Source organism: Oceanicella actignis (genome assembly GCF_008124525.1).
In the GTDB taxonomy this organism is placed as follows: Bacteria; Pseudomonadota; Alphaproteobacteria; order Rhodobacterales; family Rhodobacteraceae; genus Oceanicella; species Oceanicella actignis.
On record NZ_VNHJ01000008.1, the window covers coordinates 100,028 to 122,788 of the forward strand.

At 73.1% G+C, this 22,761-nt stretch carries 20 protein-coding genes; 5 read left to right on the forward strand and 15 right to left on the reverse strand.

Annotation, left to right across the window (positions count from 1 at the left end; genetic code table 11):
• Nucleotides 1-97 precede the first annotated feature (97 nt).
• Together LY05_RS11855 and LY05_RS11860 are read left to right on the forward strand one after the other, a co-directional pair.
• A complete protein-coding gene (locus LY05_RS11855) occupies nucleotides 98-553 on the forward strand; it encodes a GatB/YqeY domain-containing protein (RefSeq protein ID WP_148923300.1) in 456 nt (151 codons plus the stop codon).
• Nucleotides 554-560: 7 nt separating this feature from the next.
• Nucleotides 561-1,520: a 2-hydroxyacid dehydrogenase gene (locus LY05_RS11860; RefSeq protein WP_148923301.1), complete on the forward strand. Its 960-nt coding sequence runs from the start codon at nucleotides 561-563 to the stop codon at nucleotides 1,518-1,520.
• 172 nt (nucleotides 1,521-1,692) lie between these two features.
• Here LY05_RS11860 and LY05_RS11865 read toward each other — a convergent pair whose 3' ends face one another.
• From LY05_RS11865 to paaG, 6 genes are all read right to left on the reverse strand, one after another.
• Complete coding sequence (locus LY05_RS11865; protein WP_211356326.1) at nucleotides 1,693-2,355, reverse strand: OmpW/AlkL family protein; 663 nt, start codon at nucleotides 2,353-2,355, stop codon at nucleotides 1,693-1,695.
• 156 nt (nucleotides 2,356-2,511) lie between these two features.
• Nucleotides 2,512-3,111 carry a TetR/AcrR family transcriptional regulator gene (locus LY05_RS11870; RefSeq protein WP_148923302.1) on the reverse strand — a complete coding sequence of 200 codons (600 nt, stop codon included), beginning with the start codon at nucleotides 3,109-3,111 and terminating at the stop codon, nucleotides 2,512-2,514.
• A 3-nt stretch (nucleotides 3,112-3,114) separates the two neighbouring features.
• On the reverse strand, nucleotides 3,115-4,425 hold the full coding sequence (gene paaK, locus LY05_RS11875; protein WP_072747729.1) for a phenylacetate--CoA ligase PaaK: 1,311 nt from the start codon (nucleotides 4,423-4,425) through the stop codon (nucleotides 3,115-3,117).
• A 69-nt stretch (nucleotides 4,426-4,494) separates the two neighbouring features.
• Nucleotides 4,495-5,697 carry a 3-oxoadipyl-CoA thiolase gene (pcaF, locus tag LY05_RS11880; RefSeq protein ID WP_148923303.1) on the reverse strand — a complete coding sequence of 401 codons (1,203 nt, stop codon included), beginning with the start codon at nucleotides 5,695-5,697 and terminating at the stop codon, nucleotides 4,495-4,497.
• Entirely contained in the window at nucleotides 5,697-6,128 is a 432-nt protein-coding gene (gene paaI / locus LY05_RS11885; protein WP_072747731.1) for a hydroxyphenylacetyl-CoA thioesterase PaaI, read from the reverse strand. Before paaI ends, pcaF begins: the two co-directional genes overlap by 1 nt.
• Nucleotides 6,125-6,919 carry a 2-(1,2-epoxy-1,2-dihydrophenyl)acetyl-CoA isomerase PaaG gene (gene paaG, locus LY05_RS11890; RefSeq protein WP_072747732.1) on the reverse strand — a complete coding sequence of 265 codons (795 nt, stop codon included), beginning with the start codon at nucleotides 6,917-6,919 and terminating at the stop codon, nucleotides 6,125-6,127. The genes paaI and paaG overlap by 4 nt, the downstream gene beginning before the upstream one ends.
• A 128-nt stretch (nucleotides 6,920-7,047) precedes the next feature.
• Here paaG and paaZ point away from each other — a divergent pair, with 128 nt between their 5' ends.
• A complete protein-coding gene (gene paaZ, locus LY05_RS11895; RefSeq protein ID WP_148923304.1) occupies nucleotides 7,048-9,075 on the forward strand; it encodes a phenylacetic acid degradation bifunctional protein PaaZ in 2,028 nt (675 codons plus the stop codon).
• A gap of 229 nt (nucleotides 9,076-9,304) precedes the next feature.
• Here paaZ and LY05_RS11900 read toward each other — a convergent pair whose 3' ends face one another.
• The 7 genes from LY05_RS11900 to LY05_RS11930 all read right to left on the reverse strand — a co-directional run bounded on the left by LY05_RS11900 (nucleotide 9,305) and on the right by LY05_RS11930 (nucleotide 18,098).
• Nucleotides 9,305-10,030, reverse strand: a complete 726-nt coding sequence (locus LY05_RS11900; protein WP_148923305.1) for a DUF2161 domain-containing phosphodiesterase — start codon at nucleotides 10,028-10,030, stop codon at nucleotides 9,305-9,307.
• Nucleotides 10,027-10,797, reverse strand: a complete 771-nt coding sequence (locus LY05_RS11905; protein WP_148923306.1) for an SDR family NAD(P)-dependent oxidoreductase — start codon at nucleotides 10,795-10,797, stop codon at nucleotides 10,027-10,029. The genes LY05_RS11900 and LY05_RS11905 overlap by 4 nt, the downstream gene beginning before the upstream one ends.
• A 13-nt stretch (nucleotides 10,798-10,810) precedes the next feature.
• A complete protein-coding gene (locus LY05_RS11910; RefSeq protein WP_072747736.1) occupies nucleotides 10,811-11,941 on the reverse strand; it encodes an acyl-CoA dehydrogenase family protein in 1,131 nt (376 codons plus the stop codon).
• Nucleotide 11,942: 1 nt separating this feature from the next.
• Entirely contained in the window at nucleotides 11,943-12,323 is a 381-nt protein-coding gene (locus LY05_RS11915) for a rhodanese-like domain-containing protein (RefSeq protein ID WP_072747737.1), read from the reverse strand.
• 57 nt (nucleotides 12,324-12,380) lie between these two features.
• Entirely contained in the window at nucleotides 12,381-13,574 is a 1,194-nt protein-coding gene (locus LY05_RS11920; protein ID WP_072747738.1) for an acetyl-CoA C-acyltransferase, read from the reverse strand.
• A gap of 194 nt (nucleotides 13,575-13,768) precedes the next feature.
• Nucleotides 13,769-15,295, reverse strand: a complete 1,527-nt coding sequence (locus tag LY05_RS11925) for a substrate-binding domain-containing protein (protein ID WP_170258991.1) — start codon at nucleotides 15,293-15,295, stop codon at nucleotides 13,769-13,771.
• A 106-nt stretch (nucleotides 15,296-15,401) separates the two neighbouring features.
• Nucleotides 15,402-18,098 (reverse strand): hypothetical protein, encoded by a 2,697-nt coding sequence (locus tag LY05_RS11930; RefSeq protein ID WP_170258992.1) that lies wholly within the window; start codon nucleotides 18,096-18,098, stop codon nucleotides 15,402-15,404.
• A 175-nt stretch (nucleotides 18,099-18,273) separates the two neighbouring features.
• On the opposite strand from LY05_RS11930, the gene LY05_RS11935 reads away from it, so the two are divergent.
• Nucleotides 18,274-20,568 (forward strand): xanthine dehydrogenase family protein molybdopterin-binding subunit, encoded by a 2,295-nt coding sequence (locus LY05_RS11935; protein ID WP_148923309.1) that lies wholly within the window; start codon nucleotides 18,274-18,276, stop codon nucleotides 20,566-20,568.
• Here LY05_RS11935 and LY05_RS11940 read toward each other — a convergent pair.
• Together LY05_RS11940 and LY05_RS11945 are read right to left on the reverse strand one after the other, a co-directional pair.
• Nucleotides 20,550-20,924, reverse strand: coding sequence for a hypothetical protein (locus tag LY05_RS11940; RefSeq protein ID WP_148923310.1), 375 nt, complete (start codon nucleotides 20,922-20,924; stop codon nucleotides 20,550-20,552). The two genes, LY05_RS11935 and LY05_RS11940, sit on opposite strands and share 19 nt — an antisense overlap.
• Before the next feature lie 133 nt (nucleotides 20,925-21,057).
• A complete protein-coding gene (locus LY05_RS11945; RefSeq protein ID WP_125459038.1) occupies nucleotides 21,058-21,405 on the reverse strand; it encodes a hypothetical protein in 348 nt (115 codons plus the stop codon).
• Nucleotides 21,406-21,678: 273 nt separating this feature from the next.
• On the opposite strand from LY05_RS11945, the gene LY05_RS11950 reads away from it, so the two are divergent.
• Nucleotides 21,679-22,704 carry a T6SS phospholipase effector Tle1-like catalytic domain-containing protein gene (locus LY05_RS11950; protein WP_282957564.1) on the forward strand — a complete coding sequence of 342 codons (1,026 nt, stop codon included), beginning with the start codon at nucleotides 21,679-21,681 and terminating at the stop codon, nucleotides 22,702-22,704.
• Nucleotides 22,705-22,761 lie beyond the last annotated feature (57 nt).

Here is a 22,761-nt window from a genome sequence, read left to right on the forward strand (position 1 = left end):
CCAAGGTCAAGGCCGCCGCGGCGCCCGCGCCCGGTGGCCAGCCGCGCGGGGCTGGTGTATGAATCGCCGGACCGACCGCAGCTACGCAGGACACCCCATGCGCGATCGCATCGCCAAAGCCCTGACCGAAGCGATGAAGGCCAAGGACCAGGCCCGGGTCTCGACCCTGCGGCTGATCATGGCCGCCATCAAGGACCGCGACATCGCCGCGCGCGCCGCCGAGGACGGCGAGTCGCGCGTGCCCGACGCCGAGATCGCCCAGATCCTGGCCAAGATGATCAAGCAGCGCGAGGATTCCATCCGCGCCTACGAAGAGGCCGGCCGTCTCGAGCTGGCCGAGCGCGAGCGCGCCGAGATCGACATCATCCGCGAATTCCTTCCCCGCCCGCTGACCGAGGAAGAGGCCGCGCGCGCCGTCTCGGACGCCATCGCGCGCACCAAGGCCAGCTCGATCCGCGACATGGGCGCGGTGATGAAGGATCTCAAGTCCCGCTACGCCGGGCGCATGGACTTCGCCAAGGCCGGCGCCGCCGTGCGCGAGGCGCTGCGCTGAGCCGGCCATGAGCAAGCCCCGCGTCATCGTCACCCGCCGCCTGCCGGCCGCCGTCGAGGCGCGCCTGGCCGAGCGTTTCGACGCCGTCCTGAACCCGGACGACGCGCCGCTGAGCCGCCGGGACCTGGCCGCCGCCATGCGCGAGGCCGACGCGGTCCTGTGCACGGTCGGCGACCGCATCGACGCCGAGGTCATCGGCGATGCGCCGCGCGCGCGCCTGCTGGCCAATTTCGCCGTCGGCTACAACCATATCGACATCCGCGCCGCCCAGGCCGCGGGGGTCGTCGTGACCAACACGCCCGGCGTCCTGACCGACGCCACCGCCGACATCGCGCTGACGCTGCTGCTCATGGTCGCGCGCCGCGCGGCCGAGGGCGAGCGCCTGGTGCGCTCGGGCGGCTGGCGCGGCTGGGCGCCGACTCAACTTTTGGGAACGCAGGTCACCGGCAAGACGCTCGGCATCATCGGCATGGGCCGCATCGGCAAGGCGATGGCCGCGCGCTGCTGCCATGGCCTGCGCATGCGCATCGTTCACTACAACCGCTCGCGCGTGACCGAGCCGGGCGTGCCCTGCCGCCAGCTGCCCAGCGTCGAGGACGTGCTGCGCGAGGCCGACTTCGTCTCGATCCATTGCCCCGGCGGCGAGGAGAACCGCGGCCTGATCTCGGCCGAGCGTCTGGCGCTGATGAAGCCGACGGCCTTCCTCATCAACACCGCGCGCGGCGACGTGGTGGACGAGCCGGCGCTGATCGAGGCCTTGCGCCAGCGCCGCATCGCCGGCGCCGGTCTGGACGTCTACGCCGACGAGCCGAACGTGCCCGAGGCGCTGCGCGCGCTCGACAACGTGGTGCTCCTGCCCCATTTGGGCAGCGCCACGCGCGAAACCCGCGAGGCCATGGGCATGAAGGCGTTCGAGAACCTCGTCGCCTTCTTCGAGGGGCGCGAGCCGCCCGACCGAGTCGTCTGAGCGCGCCACCGCGCCCCGCCGGGGCCGCAAACAGCCCCGCGCAAGCAGGCCCGCGCCGGCGCGCCCGACCGCGCCGCCCCCTGCGCCGACGCCAGCCCGCCGGGCGCCGCCGGCGGCCCCGGCCGTCCGGCCCGGGGCGGCGGGGCTCGACGCCCCGCCGCGCCGGCCCCCGTCAGAAGCGATAGCCCAGACCGAGGCCCACGATCAGCGGGTTGATGTCCACGCTGCCCGTGATCGCGCCGTCGTTGATGCTCCAGTCCGTCTCGAGGAAGATGTATTTCACGTCGGCGTTCAGATAGAAGCCGTCGCCCAGCTCCATGTCCACGCCCGCCTGCAGCGCGGCGCCGAAGGCGTTGTCATAGTCGATCGAATTGAACTGCCCGGCATCCTCGTTGTAGAAGATCGTGTAGTTCACGCCCGCGCCGAAATAGGGCTTGACCTTGGCCAGGGATTCCGAACCCGTCCACTCGCCCAGCTGCGTGACATGATACTGAAGGGTCAGCGTCGGCGGCAGCAGCCACACCGACCCGATGTCGGCCCCGGCCAGCGCGCCGCGCCCGCTCACGTCATGGGGCGTGGTGCCAAGGATCAGCTCGGCGGCGATGTTCGGCGTGAAGAAATAGGTGATGTCCAGCTCGGGCACGACCGAGGTCGTGATGTTGGCGTCCGAGCCGGGAATGCCGTCGGCGGTGAGCGATTCGTTGGGGATCACGCCGATCCCGCGCACGCGCACCAGCCAGTCCCCGTCATAGGATCCGGCGAACATCTCGCCTGCCCCGGCGGGCGCGGCGGCGAGAGCGGCAAGAGCGGCGAGGGCGAAAGCCTTGGGCGCCATGGTCTTCTCCATCATCTTGAAGCTGCGCTTGAGCGTCCCTGATCGGACGCGCGCCCGACTGCTAGGCCCGCCGACGCCCGGCAACCTTGATCCAGATCAGAAAAGACCGCGTCCGCGGAAAAAATCTGGTTTCACCGCAAAACCTTATCGCGCCCGCTAGGCGGGCGCCGCGCCCAGCGACCGGACGCCGTCGGCGAAGATCGTCGCCGCCATGCGCGCATAGTCGCGCCGGCTCATGGGTCCGCCCTCGCGGAACCACAGATAGAACCAGTTGAGCATGCCGAACAGGCTCATCACCGCGGGCTTGAGCTGCTCGGGCGGCAAGGCGGGATGCAGCTTGCGCACCGCCTCGGCCATGATCGCGACCAGCCGCCGCTCCAGGGCGCGGATCTCCTCCTGCCGCTCGGGGGGCAGCGCGCCCAGCGCCTCGAGCTGAAGCTTGTGCTCGGCGTCCGCGTCGCGATAGGCGTCGAGCAGCGCCGCGACCAGGTTCAGAAGCCGCGCCTTGGGGTCGGGATCGTCGGGCGCCTGCTCCATCACCGCGACCAGCTTGCGCAGATGGCCGTGGATGATGTCGAACAGCAGCGACTCCTTGGACGGGTGGTAGTGGTAGAGCAGCGCCTTCGACACGCCGCAGGCCTCGGCCACGCGGTTCATCGAGGCGCGCTCGTATCCCTGCTCGGCGAAGACGCGCGCCGCCCGCGCCAGGATGGCGTCGCGCTTTTCCTCGTAATCGGCGGCGCGCGCGCGGGCCAAGGCTCAGTCCTTCGGGCGCCGGTCGACCACGCGGCGCGCCTTGCCCTGCGAGCGCTCGACCCCGCCCGGATCGGCCACGACCACGCGCGCGCTCACGCCCACCACGCCCTTGATCCGCGCCGCCAGCGCCTTGGCCGCCGCCGCGCGCGCGTCGGCGGCGGCGTGGTCGGGCAACGCCTCGACATGAACGGTCATGCGGTCCAGCCGCCCCTCGCGCGTCAGCTCGATCTGGTAGTGCGGCGCAAGGCCGGGCGCCTCGACCAGCTGCTCCTCGATCTGGCTGGGGAACACGTTGACGCCGCGCAGGATGATCATGTCGTCCGAGCGCCCCGTGATCTTCTGGATGCGCCGCATCGAGCGCGCCGTGCCCGGCAGGAGCCGCGTCAGATCGCGCGTGCGGTAGCGGATGACGGGCATGGCCTCCTTGGTCAGCGAGGTGAAGACCAGCTCGCCCATCTCGCCGTCGGGGACGGGTTCGCCGGTCTCGGGGTTGATGATCTCGGGGTAGAAGTGGTCCTCCCACACATGCAGGCCGTCCTTGGTCTCGACGCACTCGTTGGCGACGCCGGGGCCGATGACCTCGGACAGGCCGTAGATGTCGACCGCGTGCATGTCGAAGGCCTCTTCCATCTCGCGGCGCATGGCGTCGGTCCAGGGCTCGGCGCCGAAGATCCCGACCTCGAGCGAGCAGGAGCGCGGATCGATCCCGGCGTTTCGGAACTCGTCCAGGATCGATAGGAAATACGAGGGCGTGACCATGATCGCGGTCGGGCGGAAGTCCTGGATCAGCGTCACCTGCCGCGCCGTCATGCCGCCCGAGACGGGGACCACCGTGCAGCCCAGCTTCTCGGCCCCGTAATGCGCGCCAAGCCCGCCGGTGAACAGGCCGTAGCCATAGGCGTTGTGCACGATGTCGCCCGGCCGCACCCCCGAGGCGCGCAGCGAGCGCGCGACCACCGTCGCCCAGGTCTCGATGTCGTTCTTCGTGTAGCCGACCACCGTCGGCTTGCCCGTGGTGCCCGACGAGGCATGGATGCGCGCCACCTGCTCGCGCGGGACGGCGAACAGGCCGAAGGGGTAGTTGTCGCGCAGGTCCTGCTTGGTGGTGAAGGGGAACTTCGCCAGGTCCGAGAGGGTCTTGAGGTCGTCGGGATGCACGCCCGCCTCGTCGAAGCGCCGGCGGTAGAAGGGCACGTTTTCATAGGCGCGGCGCAGGGTGCGCTTCATGCGCTCGAGCTGCAATGCGGCGATCTCGTCGCGCGAGGCGATCTCGATCGGCTCCAGATCCTCGCGCCGGGGCGTCAGGTCCTTCATGGGCGTTTCCTCGGGTGGTTCCTTGTCGTTGAGGCCGCGCGCCCCTTGTTCCGGCGCGCGGCCCGGCGTTCAGGCGCGCTCGAGCATCAGCGCAATTCCCTGCCCGACGCCGATGCACATGGTGCACAGCGCCCGGCGCGCGTCGCGCTCGACCAGCTCGAGCGCCGCGGTCATCGCGAGGCGCGCCCCGGACATGCCCAGCGGGTGCCCCAGCGCGATGGCGCCGCCATTGGGGTTCACATGCTCGGCGTCGTCGGGCAGGCCCAGCTCGCGCAGCACGGCCAGCGCCTGGGCGGCGAAGGCTTCGTTCAGCTCGATCACGTCCACGTCGCCCACGCCCAGCCCAAGGCGCCCGAGCAGCTTGCGCGTCGCCGGCGCCGGGCCCACGCCCATCACCCGCGGGGGCACGCCGGCGGTGGCCATGCCGACGACGCGGGCGCGGGGCGTCAGGCCGTATTTCTCGACCGCGGCGGCCGAGGCCACGATCATCGCCGCCGCGCCGTCGTTCACACCCGAGGCGTTGCCCGCCGTCACCGTCCCGCCCTTGCGGAAGGGGGTCGGCAGCGCGGCCAGCTTCTCGAGCGTGGTCTCGCGCGGGTGCTCGTCGCGGTCGAAGACCAGCGGCTCGGCCTTGCGGCGGGGAATGGTCACGGGGACGATCTCCCTGGCAAGGCGGCCGCTGGCCTGCGCGCGGGCCGCGCGCTGCTGCGAGCGCAGGGCGAAGGCGTCCTGGTCCTCGCGGCCGATCTTCCATTCCTCGGCCACGTTCTCGGCCGTTTCGGGCATGGAATCGACGCCATGACGCGCCTTCATCAGCGGGTTGACGAAGCGCCAGCCGATGGTGGTGTCGTAAACCGCGTTCTCGCGCGAGAAGGCCGCCTCGGCCTTGGGCATGACGAAGGGCGCGCGGGTCATGCTCTCGACGCCGCCGGCCACGATCACCTCGGCCTCGCCGCAGCGGATGGCGCGCGCGGCCGTACCGACCGCGTCCAGCCCCGAGCCGCACAGCCGGTTGACGGTCACGCCCGGCACGCTTTCGGGCAGCCCCGCCAGCAGCGCCGCCATGCGCGCGACGTTGCGGTTGTCCTCGCCGGCCTGGTTGGCGCAGCCCATGATGACGTCGTCCACCGCCTCGGGCGGCAGGCCCGGCGCGCGCTTCATCAGCTCGGCGATCACATGGGCCAGCATGTCGTCGGGCCGCACCGTGGCCAGCGCGCCGCCGAAACGGCCGATGGGGGTGCGCAGGGCCTCGCACAGGAAGGCTTCGGTCATCACTCTTCTCCTTCGGCGAAATGCTCGCCCTCGACCACGCGCGAGACGCCGCGGAACTGGGCCGCCACCTTGCCGTCGGCCTCGACGGCGACGTCGTAGACGCCCGTGCGCCCGGCCAGCGAAACCTCGCGCGCGACGGCGGTCATGCGCGCGCCCACCCGGACCGGGCGCAGATAGGTGATGGTGTTGTGCTGGGCCACGGCCAGCTTGTTGTAGCTGTTGCAGGCGAAGGCGAAGGCGCTGTCGGCCAGCGCGAAGATGTAGCCGCCATGGCAGATGTCATGCCCGTTGGCATGGCGCGGCTCGACGGTCATGGACAAGGTTGCGGTTCCGGGCCCCACATCCTCGATGCGCATGCCCATCTCCTGACTGGCGGCGTCGCGCGCCCACATCACCTCGGCGCTTCGGCGCGCCCTTTCCTGAGGGGTCATTCCTCTCTCCCGCTGAAGACGGCCTGACGTTTTTCCAGAAAGGCGGCCACCCCTTCCCGGTAGTCGGGCGAACGCCCCGCCCGGCGCTGGAAATCCCGCTCCAGATCCAGCTGCGCGTCAAGGTCGTTGACCGCGGCGGCGTGGATCGCGCGCTTGGTCAGCGCCAGGCCGAAGGTCGGCCCCGCCGCCAGCGACGCGGCCAGCGCGCCGGCCTCGGCGGCCAGCGCGTCGTCGTCCACGGCGCGCCAGATCAGGCCCCAGGCCTCGGCCGTTTCGGCGTCGAGCGGCGCGCCCGTCATGGCCAGCGCCTTGGCCCGCGCCTCGCCCAGCCGGCGGGTCAGCGCCCAGGTGCCGCCCGCGTCGGGCACGAGGCCCAGCTTGCAGAACGACTGGATGAACCGGGCCGAGCGCGCCGCCAGCACGATGTCGCAGGCCAGCGCGACATTGGCCCCCGCCCCCGCCGCCACGCCGTTGACGGCGCACAGAACGGGCTTGTCCAGCGCGCGGATGCGGCGGATGAGCGGGTTGTAGAAGCTCTCGAGCGTCTCGCCCAGATCGGGCGGGCCGTCCATCTTCGACGGGTCGCGGTCGCCCAGATCCTGCCCGGCGCAAAAGCCGCGCCCGGCGCCGGTCAGCAGCACCGCGCGCACCGAGGCGTCGGCGGCGGCTTCGTCAAGGCGCGCGCGCAGCGCCAGGTGCATTTCCTCGTTGAAGGCGTTGAGCCGCTCGGGGCGGTTGAGCATGAGCTTGAGCACGCCCTCGGCGCGCTCGGCCAGAACGGTGTCGGACATGCGGCGGTCTCCTCCCTGCGCCGCGCTGGGGCGGCCGCGAAAACCGTTGCATAGACCGACCGGCCGGTCAATAGTGTTGGCGACCGGACGGCGCGCCGCGCCGCCGCCATCGGCCGAGGGAGGAAAAGATGTCCGTCATGCAGCTGCGCAGCTACGCCCTGGGCGCCTGGGTCGCGCCGGCCGGGGCGCGCCCCATCCGCACCCCCGTCACCGGCGAGGTCGTGGCCGAGGCCGGCTCCGAGGGCCTCGACTTCGCCGCCATGCTCGAACATGCGCGCCGGGTCGGGGGCCCCGCCCTGCGCAAGATGACCTTTCACGAACGCGCGCGCATGCTCAAGGCGCTGGCGCAGCACCTGCACGAGCGGCGCGAGCCGCTTTACGAGCTCAGCCTGCTGACGGGCGCCACGCGCGCCGATTCGCTGATCGACATCGACGGCGGCATCGGCACGCTGTTCGTCTACGCCTCGAAGGGCCGGCGCGAGATGCCCGACGCGCATGTCTTCCTCGACGGCCCGACCGAGCAGCTGTCGCGCTCGGGCGCGTTCATGGGCCGGCATGTCTGCACCCCGCTGCAAGGCGCGGCTGTGCACATCAACGCCTTCAACTTCCCCGTCTGGGGCATGCTCGAAAAACTGGCGCCGACGCTGCTGGCGGGCGTTCCGGCCATCGTCAAGCCCGCCACGCAGGGCGCATGGCTGGCCGAGGCCGCCTTCCGCATGATCGTCGAAAGCGGCATCCTGCCCGAAGGCGCCGTGCAGTTCATCGCCGGCGGCGTGGGCGATCTGCTGTCGCATGTCGGGCCGCAGGACGTGGTCAGCTTCACCGGCTCGGCGGCCACGGCGCGCAAGCTGCGCGCGGCGCCGGCGATCCTGGACAACGCGACCCGCTTCGTGGCCGAGCAGGACAGCCTCAACGCCTCGATCCTGGGGCCGGACGCGGCGCCCGGCACGCCCGAATTCGACATGTTCGTGCGCGAGGCGGTCAAGGAGATCACCGTCAAGGCCGGGCAGAAATGCACCGCCATCCGCCGCATCCTGGCCCCGGCCGCGCATCTGGACGCGCTGGCCGAGGCGCTGAGCGCGCGGCTGGCCGAGGTGCGCGTGGGCCATCCCGCGCTGCCCGAGACGCGCATGGGCGCGCTGGCCTCGGCGGCGCAGAAGGCCGACGTGCTCGAAGCGGTCGGGCGCATCGGCGCCGAGGCGCGGCGCATCTTCGGCGATCCCGAGAACTTCCAGCTTCTGGGCGCCGACCCCGACAAGGGCGCCTTCCTGCCGCCCATGCTGCTGCGCTGCGACGATCCCGACGGCGCGCGCGCGCCGCATGAAATCGAGGCCTTCGGCCCGGTCTCGACCCTCATGCCCTATCGCGACGCGGCGCATGCGGCGGCGCTGGCCAACCGGGGGGGCGGCTCGCTGGTCGCGTCGGTCTTCACCGACGATCCCGACTTTGCGCGCGACCTGGCGCTGGCCTCGGCCGCGTGGCACGGGCGGCTCTACTTCGCCGACCGCGGCATCGGCAAGGAGGGCACGGGCCACGGCTCGCCGCTGCCGCACATGGTCCATGGCGGCCCGGGCCGCGCCGGCGGCGGCGAAGAGCTGGGCGGCGTGCGCGGCGTCATGCACTACATGCAGCGCACCGCGGTGCAGGGCTCGCCGCGCATGCTGACCGCCATCGGCGGCGAGTGGGTGCGCGGCGCGCCCGAGATCGACGCCGGCGTCCATCCCTTCGCCCGCCGCTTCGGCGAGCTGCGCATCGGCGAGACCATCCACACCCCCGCGCGCACCATCACGCTCGAGGACATCGAGCGCTTCGCCCACTTCACCGGCGACACCTTCTACGCCCACATGGACGAGGAGGCCGCCCGCGCGAACCCCTTCTTCCCCGGCCGCGTGGCGCATGGCTATCTGCTGCTGAGCTTCGCCGCCGGCCTGTTCGTGCAGCCCGACCCCGGACCGGTGCTGGCCAACACGGGCCTCGACAACCTGCGCTTCATGAAGCCGGTCAGCCCGGGCGACTCGATCAAGGTGCGCCTGACGGTCAAGCGCAAGACCCCGCGCAACGAAAGCCATGGCGAGGTGCGCTGGGACGTCGAGCTGACCAACCAGAACGACGAGACCGTGGCCGCCTACGACCTCTTGACCATGAACGCGTTCTGAGCCCCGCCGCGCCCCGCGAAGGGGCCGCGGCGCCGGCCGATCCCGCCGGGTCCGCGCCGGACGCGCAAAGACGGCGCGACGCCTTGCCCCGCGCGCGGTCCCGCGGCGGGGCGAAAACGCCCGCCCCCTGGCCGGAGCGCGCCGCCGCCGTCGAAGCGCGGCGCCCGGCCCGCGCCGCCGGGCGGCGGCGGATCGGGCGCGCCGAGGATCGCCGCCGCCATGCCGGCGGTCAGGCTTCGGGCGGCGGCGCCGAGGGCATCATGCGCCGCCATTCCTCAAGCGCCGCCAGCCCGCGCGGCGAGGCGGCGTAGACCCCGCGCGCGACGCGCTCGAACCAGCCATGGTGATCGTCGGCCATGATCCGCCGCGCGCGCGCAACGCCGACGGCGCGCGCGACCTCGGCCGCGCGGGTCGGCCCGGCCTCGGCCAGATGGCGCAGGCAGCGCAGCGCGTCCTGACGATAGGCGGTCATGACCGGCCCGCGCGCCTTGCCGCCAAGATTGGGGTCGCCCTCGCGCCGGGCGAATTCGCGCAGCAGCCGCCCCCGCCGCGCCGCCGAGACGCGCGGCCGAAAAGGCGCCGGGTCCAGATGCACCTCGACCGTTCCCTCGGGCAGACGCACCGTGATCAGCCCAAGGCCCAGCCTCCGGCACAGCGCCATGTTCGCCCTGAGCGACCTTGCGAAGGCGCGCCCGCGCCCGCGCGCGACGGCGACATAGACCGCCTCGGCCGCCGATTGCCGCGCAACGGCCTGGTGAAACAGCGCCAGCGAGAAGCCGCGCTTGAGCTCGACGATCAGGGGCGGCTCGCCGGGGCGCAGCGCGACGACGTCGGCGGCGCCGATCTCGGCCTTGACCTCGTAGCCCTGCCCTTCGAGCAGCGCCTTGACCGGCGCGTAAAGCGCCGTCTCGGGAAAGGGGCCGGAGCGCGGGGGCGCGCTCCGGCGGGCGCTCATTTGGGCGCCATGCGGATGGCGCCGTCCAGGCGCACCGTCTCGCCGTTCAGCATCACGTTCTCGGCGAAATGCGCCACCAGCGCCGCATATTCGGCCGGATCGCCCAGGCGCGAGGGGAAGGGCACCTGCGCGCCCAGGCTCTTTTGCGCCTCTTCGGGCAGGCTTTGCAGCATGGGGGTCAGGAACAGGCCCGGCGCGATCGTCATCACGCGGATGCCCGAACGGGCCAGGTCGCGCGCCATGGGCAGGGTCATGCCGACCACGCCGCCCTTCGAGGCCGAATAGGCGATCTGCCCGATCTGCCCGTCGAAGGCCGCCACCGAGGCGGTGTTCACGATCAGCCCGCGCTCGCCGTCGGCGTTGAGCGGATCGGCCGCCGCCATGCCGGCCGCCGCCTGGCTGGCGACGTTGAAGGTGCCGAACAGGTTGACCATGAGCGTGGTGCGGAACAGCTCGGCCGGATGGGGCTTGCCCTCCTTGTCCACGGTGCGCGCGGCCCAGGCGACGCCGGCGCAGTTGACGCAGATACGCTCCTGCCCGTTGGCGGCGCGGGCCTTCTCGAGCCCGGCGGCGACGCTGTCGGGCTCGGTCACGTCCACCGCGCAGAAGACGCCGCCCAGCTCGCGCGCCACCGCCTCGCCGCGCTCGGCGTTGCGGTCGAAGATGGCCACGCGCACCCCGTCGGCGGCCAGCCGGCGGGCCGTGGCCTCGCCCAGACCCGAGGCGCCGCCCGTGACGACGGCCGCGATTTCGTTGCTCAGCTTCATGCCTGTCCTCCCGTTATCCCGCCATCTGGCGGGCGATGATGAGCTTCTGGATGTCGGACGTGCCCTCGTAGATCTGGCACACGCGCACGTCGCGATAGATCTTCTCGACCGGATGATCGGCCAGATAGCCGTAGCCGCCAAGCGTCTGGATGGCGTCCGAGCACACGCGCTCGGCCATCTGCGAGGCGAAGAGCTTGGCCATCGCCGCCTCGCGCAGGCAGGGCAGCCCGGCGTCCTTCATGCGCGCGGCGTTGAGCACCAGCTGCCGCGCGGCCTCGATCTGCGTCTCCATGTCCGCCAGGCGGAACTGCACGGCCTGATGCTCGAAGATCGGCCGGCCGAAGGCCTCGCGCTCGCGCGCATAGGCCAGGGCGTGGTCGAAGGCGGCCTGGGCCATGCCCACCGACTGCGCCGCGATGCCGATGCGCCCGGTCTCGAGGCTGGACAGCGCGATGGCGTAGCCCTGCCCCTCTGCGCCGATCAGGTGATCGGGGGTCGCCTCCATGTCGTCGAAGGCCAGCGCGCAGGTGTCGGACGCCTTCTGGCCCATCTTCTCCTCGACCTTGGCGACGACGAAGCCGGGCGCGTCGTTCATGACGTGAAAGGCGCTGATGCCCTTCTTGCCGGCGGCGGGGTCGGTGACGGCGAACAGGATCGTCGCCCCGCCGATCCGCGCCGAAGAGATGAACTGCTTGGCGCCGTTGATCACATAGCCGTTCCCGCGCCGCTCGGCCCGGGTGCGCAGCGCGCCCGCATCCGAGCCCGCATGCGCCTCGGTCAGCGCGAAGCAGCCGATCCACTCGCCCCGCGCGGCGGGCTCGAGCCAGCGGCGCTTCTGCTCGGGGCTGGCGTAGCGGTCGAGGATGGCCAGATAGGGCGCGTTGTGCACCGACACCATCGTCGAGACCGCGCCGTCGCCCCAGGCCAGCTCCATCAAGGCCAGCGCGTAGGACACGTAGTCGGCGCCAGCGCCCCCCATCTCGGGGTCGATGGTCATGCCCAGAAAGCCCAGCTCGCCCAGCTCGGCGCGGATCTCGGGCTCGATCAGGCCGGCGCGCTCGCGCGCCCGCGCGCCGGGGGCCAGGCGCCTGCGCGCGAATTCGCGCGCGGTGTCGCGGATCAGGCGTTGCTCGTCGGTCAGCATGTCATTTCTCCTCGACCGGGCCGCCGGCGGCCTTCCAGGCGGCGAAGCCGCCTTCGACATGGGCCACGCCGGGCAGGCCCATCTCCTGCGCCGTCCGCGCCGCCAGCGCCGAGCGCCAGCCCCCCGCGCAGAAGAAGACGTAGCGGCCGCCGCGCTGGAACTCGGGTTTGGCGTAGGGGCTTTCGGGGTCCAGCCAGAATTCGAGCATCCCGCGCGGGCAGTGGAAGGCGCCGGGCATGGCGCCCTCGCGGCGCAGCTCGCGGATGTCGCGCAGGTCCACGAAGGTGACGTCCTCGCGCCCATGCAGGGCGATGGCCTCTTCGACCGGCAGGGTTCGGACCAGGGCGTTCGCCTCGGCCACCATGTCCTTCACGCGCTTCATCTGCGCCTCCTTGGCCGGATGGAAGGGCGCGGCCCCGCGCGGGGCGGGGCCGGCGGCTCAGGGCAGCTCGATGGCGACGGCCGTGCCCTCGCCGCCGCCGATGCAGATGCCGGCCATGCCGCGCTTGCCGCCGCGGGCCTCGAGCGCGTGCAGAAGCGTGACCAGGATGCGCGCGCCCGAGGCGCCGATCGGATGGCCCAGCGCGCAGGCGCCGCCGTTGACGTTGAGCCTGTCGCGCGCGATGCCCATCTCGGCCATGGCGGCCATGGGGACGACGGCGAAGGCCTCGTTGATCTCCCACAGATCCACGTCCTCGACGCTCCAGCCCACGCGCTCCATCAGCTTGCGCATGGCGGGGACCGGGGCGGTGGTGAACCAGCCCGGCGCCTGGGCGTGGCTGGCATGGCCCAGGATCGTGGCGCGGATCGGCAGGCCGCGCGCCTCGGCGTCCGAGCGGCGCATCAGCACCAGCGCCGCGGCGCCGTCCGAGATGGACGAGGCGTTGGCCGCGGTCACCGTGCCGTCCTTGCGGAAGGCGGGCTTGAGGGTGGGGATCTTCTCGGGGCGGGCCTTGCGGGGCTGCTCGTCCTCGGCCACCTCGACCTCGCCCTGGCGGGTGCGCACGGCGACGGGGGCGATCTCGGCCTTGAAGGCGCCGGTCTCCTGCGCGCGCAGCGCCCCGGCCAGCGAGGCGAGGGCGTATTCGTCCTGCATCTCGCGGGTGAACTGGAACTTCTCGGCGCAATCCTCGGCGAAGGTTCCCATCAGGCGGCCCTTGTCGTAGGCGTCCTCGAGCCCGTCCAGGAACATGTGGTCCAGCACCTCGGCATGGCCCAGCCGCGCGCCCGCGCGCATCTTGGGCAGAAGGTAGGGCGCGTTGCTCATGCTCTCCATGCCGCCGGCGACCAGCACGTCGCCATTGCCGCAGCGCAGCTGGTCATGGGCCATCATCACCGTTTTCATGCCCGATCCGCACATCTTGTTGACGGTGGTGGCGGGCACCTCCTCGCCCAGCCCGGCCTTGAAGCCGGCCTGGCGGGCGGGCGCCTGGCCCTGCCCGGCCGGCAGCACGCAGCCCATCAGAAGCTCGTCCACGTCGCCCGGCTCGAGCCCCGCGCGCTCGAGCGCGGCCTTGATGGCGACCCCGCCCAGATCGGCGGCGGGCACGCCCGCGAAATCGCCCTGAAAGCCGCCCATCGGGGTGCGCGCGGCGCCGACGATGACGATGGGATCATGCGCTGAAGCGGTCATGGGTGTCCTCCCTTGCGCCGCGCGTGGCGGCGGTGAACGAATGTTCATTTCCCGACCGGCATAGCCCAAAGCGCGAGTCGGATCAACCGAGCCGCCTGCCCCGGCCCGGCGCGAATTGCCGCCCCGAACGCGAAGCGGCGGCCCGAAGGCCGCCGCCGTCGGCGCCGCGCGGGCGCCCGTCTTCGGTGCCGCGATCAGAACTTGTCGCGGATCCACAGCTCGACGCGGCGGTTGATGCGCCGCCCCGCCAGGCTTTCGTTGCAGCCGACGGGCGCCAGCTCGCCATAGCCCATCACGCGGAAGTCGATCTTGTCGAGCGCGCCGGCGGGCGCCGCCGCCTCGATCGCGGCGCGCACCTGGTCGGCGCGACGGAAGCTGAGCGCGCGGTTCAGGTCGGCGCGGCCGACGCTGTCGGTGAAGCCGATCAGCAGCACCTCCTTCTCGCCGATGGTGGGCTGCGAGAGGTATTCGATCACCCGCTTCACGTCGCGCTGAGCCTTGTTGTCCAGCTGCGACGAGCCGGGGTTGAAGCGGAAGGTCGCCGACAGGCGCTCGGCCCCCAGCAGCTCGGTCGCCAGCTCGCGCATCTGCCCGTAGCGGAACTCGGGCGAGGGGTCGGTGAAGGCCATGGCGAAGCGCATGCCCTGCTCGTTGATGGTGCGCGACTCGATGCCCTGATCGACATAGCCGGCGTCGGCGATGACGGGCTGCGCCTGGGTGGACTGCGCGAAGGCCAGCAGCTGCTTGGCGTGGGGCGGCAGCGTCTCGTCCTTGGTGTAGAGGTAGAGGCGGCGCGCCAGCGGGTATTCCTCTGTCTTGATGCCGAAGGGATCGGGCGTGGCGATCAGGCCGCACTCGGTGCGGATGGCCACCGGCTTGGCGGCGCGCACGCTGGCGATGCTGACGAAGCCGATGCCGTTCGGGTCGAGCGCCACCTGATCGGCCAGGTCGCCGTCATTCTCGAACAGCTTGGCGCCGTCGCCGATCGACAGGCCGAGCGGCTGCAGGATGTTCTCCTCGAACATCGCGCGCGCGCTGCTTTCGCCCTCGGGCGCGTAGATCACGATGGGCGCGTCGGGGCCGCCCAGTTCGGACCAGTTGGTGATCTCGCCGGCGAAGATGTCGGCGATGTCCTCTTGCGAGAGCGCGTCGATGGGGTTCGACGGCGCCACCACCACCACCAGGCCGTCCAGCGCGATGATGCGCTCATGCGCGGGGTCGGTGATGTCGGGCGCGCCGGCGGCGCGCAGCGCGGCCAGCTCGGCGTCCGAGACCGGCCGCGCGGACATGCCGATGGCCGCGTCGCCGGCCAGAAGGGCCTTGAACGCATCCTCGGATTCGCCTTCCCGGATGGTCACGGTGGCCAGATCGGCGCCCGCCGCCGAACGGATGCGCGCGATCAGCGAGTCGCCCTCGCGGCTTTGCAGCAGATCGGCGTCCAGGCTGTCGGCATAGGCCAGCAGCAGGGCGGGCATCAGCGTCGCGCCGATCTCGTCCGATCCGGCCATGGCGAATTCGGAACGCAGAAGGGACGGGTCGGGGCAGCCCTCGCCCTCGCAGGCGACCTGCATGGCGTTGATGCGCAGATCGCCGATCGTCGTGCGCAGAACGAACACGTCGCCGGTGAACTCGACCAGGTCGCCCGAAATCGCCACCGCCCCGTCATAGGAACGCAGCGTGACCGGTCCGGCCGCCGCGCTTCCGATCAGGGCGGCCGCCATGGCCGCGCCGGCCGCGATACGGCCCAAAGCTTTGCTCAACATCATCCGGTCTCGTCCCCTCACGCTTGATACGCCGCTTCGTCCGGCCTGGCCGGACGCGTCGGTCTCAGTTATGCACAATGACCATGTCCCTGACCATATCCGGCAGATACAGCGCCGCATCCGCGATCGCCTCGCCGCACGAGGCGGCGACGATCGACTGGTTCGAACGCTCCTCCACGCGGCCGTTCTCGAGCCGGACGGTGCGGAACACGGGCGACGCCTCGGGCGTCAGTCCGCAATAGGGCGGCTGGGCCAGGCGGCCGCGGCTGGCGAACTCGACCGCCATGCGGATCACCCCCTGCGGCGAGCGCCGCCCGGGGTTGAAGCTGTAGACCTCGATATTGTCGCCCTGCCCCTCGAGCGACGGGAAGCTTTGCGTCAGCCCCCCGCGTCCGCGGCGATAGGCGCGCGCATCGCCCGGCGCGCGCTCCCACACATGGCCGGGCGCGCCCACGGACGCGCCGAACTCGAAGGCGTGGAGGTTCAGGTCCACCGGCGCGTCCCAGACCAGAGCCACGCGCAGCACCCGCGCCGCGTCAAGCAGCCTTGCCCGCGCCTGCGCCAGGGCCGCGCCGCCCTCGACATAGCTCACGCGCGCGTCGCGGGCGAAGGCCGGCAGCTCGGCCGCGAAGCGGCCCTTGGCGTCGAAGCGCACGGCGAAACGCAGGCCCTCGTGCTCGAGCACGCCGACGCGGCCCGCGCGGCAGCTCGAGTCGCCCTCGACATGGACGAACGCCCCCGGCTCGGCGCGCGCCGACAGGGCCACCGGGCAGTCAGGCGCGGACGCGGGCGGGATCGCCGCCGGCGCCTGCGCGGCGCGCGCATCCAGCGCGGCGATGGCCTGGGGCGCACGCTCGACCGCTTGCGGCGCGGCCGGCGCGGGCGCGCCATCCGCCGGGCTGGACTGCACGGGCGCGGGCGTCGCGCCGGACTGCACGGGCGCAGGCGCGGCGTCGGGCGCCGGCGCCAAAGGCGCGCGGTCATGCGAGGCCGGCGCGCCCGGCGCGCTCGGCGCGGCCGAACCGTCAAGCGCCGCCATGCGCACGGGCGCGCCCTGGGGCGGCGCCCAACCGGGCGCAGGCGCCGCCGGCGCCGGCAAGGCCGAGGCTTGCGCCAGGGCCACGGCGGCCTGCGCAGGCGCCGGAACGGGCGTCGCGCGGCGGTCTGCGGGCGGCGCGGCGACGGGCTCGGCGCCGGTCACCAGACGCGCGATGCGCGACAGCAGGCCGGCCGCGGGCGCCGCCTCGGGCTCGGCCTGGGCCAGCGCCGCGCTGGGCGCGGGCGCCGGCGCGGCGCCGGCCGAGGCGAGCGCCTGGGGCAGCGGCTCGGCGCGCTCGGGGGTCGGCTTGGGCGGCCGCATGTCGGTGATCATGGGCATGAAGGGCCGCGCCGCCGCGCGCGCAAGCTGCGCGTCGGGGCCGCGCGGGCCGATCAGGCGGCCAAGCTCGGCCTCGCCCTGCGGAACGGGCATCTGCGGCGCGGCGCCTTCCAGCGCCAGGAGCGGCCCGAACAGGGGCTCGACCGCGTCGGGCTCGGAGCCGCCGGGCCGGCCCTCCTGCCGCGCGGCCAGAGGCGGCGCCGGCGGATCGGCGCGCATGGCCACGGCGCCCATGGCGTCGGGGAAGGCGACCAGGCCGCGCGCCATGGCCGGGGCCAGCCCCATCTGCGCCGCGCCGGCGACCGCGGGCGGCGGCGCCGCCTGGGAATGCGTCGCGGGCGCGGGCGCGGCGGCGGGAAGAGCCGCGGCGGCGGGGGCCGAGACGCGCGCCGGCGCGCCAAGCGGCCCAGGCTGCGCCGGCTCTTCCGCGGCGGGCGCCGGCGCCAGCGCGGCGATCCGCTGCTGCGCGGCGGGGGGCATCCGCGGCTCGGTCGCGCCCGGCCGGGCGACCTCGGCCAGCGCGGCCGGCGCCGGCGCCCGGGGCGCGCCCTGGGCGGCCGCGGGCGGGGCGGCGGGGGCGGCGCCGTCCGCTGCGGGACGGGCCGGAGCGGCCGCGGGCGCGGGCGGCGCGGGGCGCGCCGCCTCGGCCGAGGCGGCCGGGGCGGGCGAACGCGGCGCAAGCTCGGCCAGCAGCCCCGCGCCGGGCGCTGCGCCGGGGGCCGCGCCCCCCGGCGCCGACAGCGCCGGAGTCGCCAGCACCATGCCCGGCTCGGGCGCCGGGGCCTGCAGGTCGCGCCGGCGCGGGGGCTCTTCGCGCGGAGGAGCGATGGCGGCCACGGTCGGCAAGGCGCCCCCCTGCGCGGACGAGGCCGCGGCGGCGATGTCGGCCGGATCCTCGGGCAGCTCCGGCGCGCCGGCGGCAGGCCGCGCCGAATCGGCGCGCGCCACGCGCTCGGGCGCGGCCGGCGGCGCGGCTCCCGGCGCCTCGCGCGGCTTGACCGGCGCGATGCGCGGGTCGGAATCGACCAGCGCCAGCGTCAGCGTCGCGCGCGCGCAGGCGCCGTCCTGCTCGACGCAATACACGGCGGTCTGCGTGCCGGCGCAGATGGCGGGCACGTCATAGACCAGCATCCCGCCCTCGGGCCGCAGGCGGCCGCAGACCGGCGGCGAGACCACCTTCAGCGCGACTGCGGACGAATCGGGGATGCCCTCGTCATTGTGGAGCACGTCGATGACGTAGGAGCCGCCGGCGCGCAGCTCGGCGACGTCGTCGACCGGGGACGGGCCGGACTTGCCCGAGAAGGCGGCCATGAGCGTCTCGCTCTTTTGAGCGATGGCGCCGAGAGCCACCATCAACACGACCCCGGTGAGGATCGCCATCATTCGGTCATCGCTACGCACTGACTGACCGCTCCAACTGATTCGGACGCATACGGACCGATTATCGCGCAAGCGCAGGCAAATAGGAACCGCGCAGCCGCGCGCCCCTCGCGGCCCGTTGCCGCGCGCCGCGGAGGCGGCTAGCCTGCCGCCGTTCCCGCAGTTCAGGAGAAGCGCCATGAAGTTCGGAATTGGCCAGCCCGTGCGCCGCAAGGAAGACGACCGACTGCTGCGCGGCAAGGGGCGCTTCGTGGACGACCTGTCGCTGCCGGGGCAGGTCTTCGCGCATGTGGCGCGCTCGCCCGTGGCGCATGGGCGGCTGAGCGCGCTCGACCTGTCGGCCGCGCGCGCCGCGCCCGGGGTGCTGCTGGTCTGGAGCTGGGCCGACGTCGCCGGGCGCCTTGCGCCGATCGCCAACCAGTTCCCCCTCAAGCAGGCCGACGGAAGCGACGTGCCCCCCGTGGTCATGCCGCACCTGGCCGACGGCGTGACGCGCTATGTCGGCCAGCCCGTGGCCTTCGTCGTGGCGCGCACCCGCGCGCAGGCGCGCGACGCGGCCGAGCTGATCGAGATGGCGTTCGACGATCTGCCCGTCGTCGTCGACCCCGAAGCCGCGCTGGCGCCGGACGCGCCGCAGCTGCACGACTGCGCGCCGGGCAACCTGGCCTATCGCTGGACCATCGGCGACGAAGCCGCCGTCGAGGCGGCCTTCGCCCGCGCCGCGCGCACGTTGCGCACGCGCGTGACGAACCAGCGCATCATCGTCAACGCCATGGAGCCTCGCGCCACCCTGGCCCGCTGGGACGCCGAGGCCGAACGCTGGGAGGTCTGGGCCGCCACGCAGGGCGTCCACGCCCTGCGCGCCAAGCTGTCGGCCCAGCTGATGGTCCCGCCCGAGAAGATCCGCGTGCGCACGCCCGATGTGGGGGGCGGCTTCGGCATGAAGCTGCAGGCCCATCCCGAAGACGCGCTCGTCGCCCTTGCCGCGCGCGAGCTGGGGCGCCCCGTCAAATGGACGGCCGACCGCTCGGAAAGCTTCCTGGCCGACGTGCAGGGCCGCGACCTGACCACCGAGGCCGAGGGCGCCTTCGACGAGAACGGCCGCATCCTGGCCATGCGCTGCCGCTCGATCTCGAATCTCGGCGCCTATCTGTCCTCGGTCGGCGTTGGCGTGCACACGGTCTTCTCGGCGCCGCTGACGGGCGGCATGTACGACCTGCCCTGCTTTCATCACGAGGTCCGCGGCGTTCTGACCAACACCACCCCGACCGACGCCTATCGCGGCGCCGGCCGGCCCGAAGCCATCCACGTCACCGAGGCGGTGATCGAAGCCGGCGCCCGCGCCTTCGGCATGGACCCGGCCGAGTTCCGGCGCATCAACCTCATCAAGGCCGAGCAGGTTCCCTACCGCTCGCATGGCGGGTTCGAGTTCGACAGCCTCGACCCCGAGGCGGCCCTGAAGCTGGCGCTCGAGGCCTCGGACCATGCCGGCTTTCCCGCCCGGCGCGAGGCCGCGCGCGCGCGCGGGCGGCTGCTGGGGCGGGGCGTGATCTACTATTTCGAGCGCACCGGCGGCGCCCCGATCGAGCGCGCGACGCTCGAGCTGGACCCCGAGGGCGTCGTGCGCGCCGCGGTGGGCACGCAGTCCAACGGCCAGGGGCACGAAACCGCCTGGGCGCAGATCATCCACGAAAAGCTGGGCGTGCCCCTCGACGCGATCCAGCTGCTCGAGGGCGACAGCGACCTGCTTCCGGCGGGCGGCGGCACGGGCGGGTCGCGCTCGCTCATCATGGCAGGGCGCGTGTTCCTCAAGGCCGCGGACGAGGTGATCGAGAAGGCGCTCGCCGCGGCGTCCGAGCTGCTCGAGGCGGCGCCGGCCGACATCGAGTTCCGCCCCGACGAAGGCGGCCTTTTCCGCATCAAGGGCACGGACCGCACGGTCACGCTGTTCGATGCGGCGCGCGAGCTGGGCGGCATTCTGGGCGCCGGCGCGGTGGACGACTCGATCGCCACCTTCCCCAATGGCTGCCACGCGGCCGAGGTCGAGATCGACCCCGAGACCGGCGCCGTCGCGGTCACGCGCTATGTCGCCGCCGATGATTTCGGCACGGTCATCAACCCGCTCATCGTCGAGGGCCAGGTCCATGGCGGCGTCGCCCAGGGCCTGGGCCAGGCGCTGGGCGAGCGGGCGGCCTACGATCCCGAGACGGGCCAGCCGCTGGCCGGCTCGTTCATGGACTACTGGATGCCGCGCGCCGCCGACCTGCCGCCCTTCGAGGTGCTCATGAGCCCCACCATGGCGCGCACCAACCCGCTGGGCGCCAAGGGCTGCGGCGAGGCCGGCTCGGTGGGCGCCGTGCCCGCCGCCGCGCTGGCGGTGCAGGACGCCCTGCGCGCCGCCGGCGCCGAGCCGATCGAACCGCCCTACACCCCCTGCCGGGTATGGGAAGCCCTTCAGGCCGCGCGCCCGTGACGCCGCCCCGCGCCCGCACCGGCCATGCGCCGGACTGAAGCGCGCGCCTCATCGGCCGTGCCGTGCAAAGCACCCAAGGCATCCGCCTTGGCGTCCGGGCCGCCGGCGACGAAGAAACCCGCGCGCAAAGCGGCGGCCACCTCGCGCGCAAGCGGCCGCGGCCGGGCAAGCCCCCGCGAACGCCGCCACAAAACCCGAGCGCGCGCCGCATGGCCACCGTCGAACAAGGATTTCAACGGATTGGGGCGCCTGCGGATCAAGCGCCCATCGATCGAGCCGCCGAACCGCGCCGGCGGCGCCGGCGTCGCCATGATCCGCGCGCCGCTTGGCCCTGGCGCGCAAGCCGCTTCGGCCATGTCGCCGCCGCCCCCTCGTCGAGCGGAAGGCCAGGCGGCCCCTCGCCCCGCGGACCCCTCGTCGCCGCTCGCGCGGCGCGCTGCGCGGCGCCCCCCAAAGGCGCTCGGGCGCGCGCGCCGCGGGGCGCCAAGGTCAGTCCGCAGGGCGCATCCTCAGGCAGGTGACGCCGTCGCCGGCGACGCGCCGCTCGATCGCCTCCCACGGCCCCGCCCCGTCCTGCAGGGTGGCCACCGGGCGGTCGCCGTCGGCCACCATCTCGAACGCCAGCTCGCCGTCGTCGTCGCGCAGCACCAGCATCACCTCGGCGTCGGCGCCGGCCTCTCGGCCCCGGATCGCCCCGATCGCCTCGCGCGCCGCATCGGCCAGCCGGTCGGCCGCCGCGCGGGCGCGACGGGCCGTCAGCCCCGCCCTGCGCAACCCCGCGCCCGCCCATGCCTTGACGCGGGCCGCGGCCCCCTCATCGTCGAATCGCACAAACATCACATCGCGCATGGCGTTTCCCCCCGATTTGCCTGCTCGTCCAGCGATTCTCCCCAGAATCGGTGAAAGGCCCCCAAACGCTCGTTCAAATTCGCGGTGAACGGAGCGCAGGGAAAAACATGCAAGAACCGCGCCAATCGGTTGCAGGGCGATCCGTTCTTGCCCCGCGCCCCCGAAACGTCGCAAGAGTGGGGGCGCCGGGCCGGTTTTCGCCCGCGCGCCTGGGCGAACCGCCGGAACGTCCCGGGCCGCCAATGCCGGAGTTTTCGCATTTTGCAAACCACATCGCATCTTTCGCAAAACGCGACAGGCCGGAACCATGTCTTCATCGTGGACGGCACCTTCTCGTCGCTCGAGCCGGGATGCGAAACGAACGCCGGACTGACCTACAAGCTGCTCATGCGCGAGGGACCGCTGGCGCGGCAGCTGGTCGCGTATCACCGGGGCGTTTACGGCCGCGGGCTGGAGGGATGGGTGCGCGCGGCCACCGGCGAGGGGGTGAACGACGCGATCCTGCAGGGCTACGCCACGCTGGCCAGCCGCTGGCGGCCGGGCGACCGGATCTACCTGTTCGGCTACAGCCGCGGCGCCTATGCGGTGCGTTCGCTGGCCGGAATGATCGACCGCATCGGCCTTTTGCGCCGGCGGCACGCCATCGAGCGGCGCGTGCGCCTGGCCTTCGAGCATTACATGGGGGCGCGCTCGGACTCGGCCGCGCGCAGCTTTTCCGATCGTTTCTGCCGGCGCGACGTGCGCATCGAGGCGGTGTGCGTGTGGGACACGGTGGCGGCGCTGGGCCTGCCCTACCCGATCCTGTCGCGCATCCACCCCATGGCCACCGAGTTCCACGACCACCGCCTGGGGCGGCACATCCGCAACGGCTTCCACGCGCTGGCGCTGGACGAGACCCGCACCGCCTTCGCGCCCGTGATGTGGGAGCGCGCGCCCGGCTGGCGCGGGCGGCTCGAGCAGGTCTGGTTCGCCGGCGCCCATGCCGATGTGGGCGGACAGGTCGAAAGCCGCCCCGCGGCTCGGCCGCTGGCGAACATTCCGCTGGTGTGGATGCTGGAGCGCGCCGAAGCCTGCGGCCTACTGCTGCCCGAAGGCTGGCGCGAGGCCTTTCCCACCGACCCCGCCGCGCCCATGGTCGGAACGAATGCCGGCATCGGCAAGCTGTTCCTGTTGCGTCGGCCGCGGCGTTTCGGCGGCGCCAATGGCGAGGAGCTGCACGAAAGCGTCGCGCGCCGCATCGAGATGGTCCCGGGCTACCGACCCGCGGCCGAGGGCCTGGCGCCCTGAACCCGCGCGGCGCGCGAACGCGACGCAGCCCGGCCGGCGCCGGGGCGGGGCTTCGCG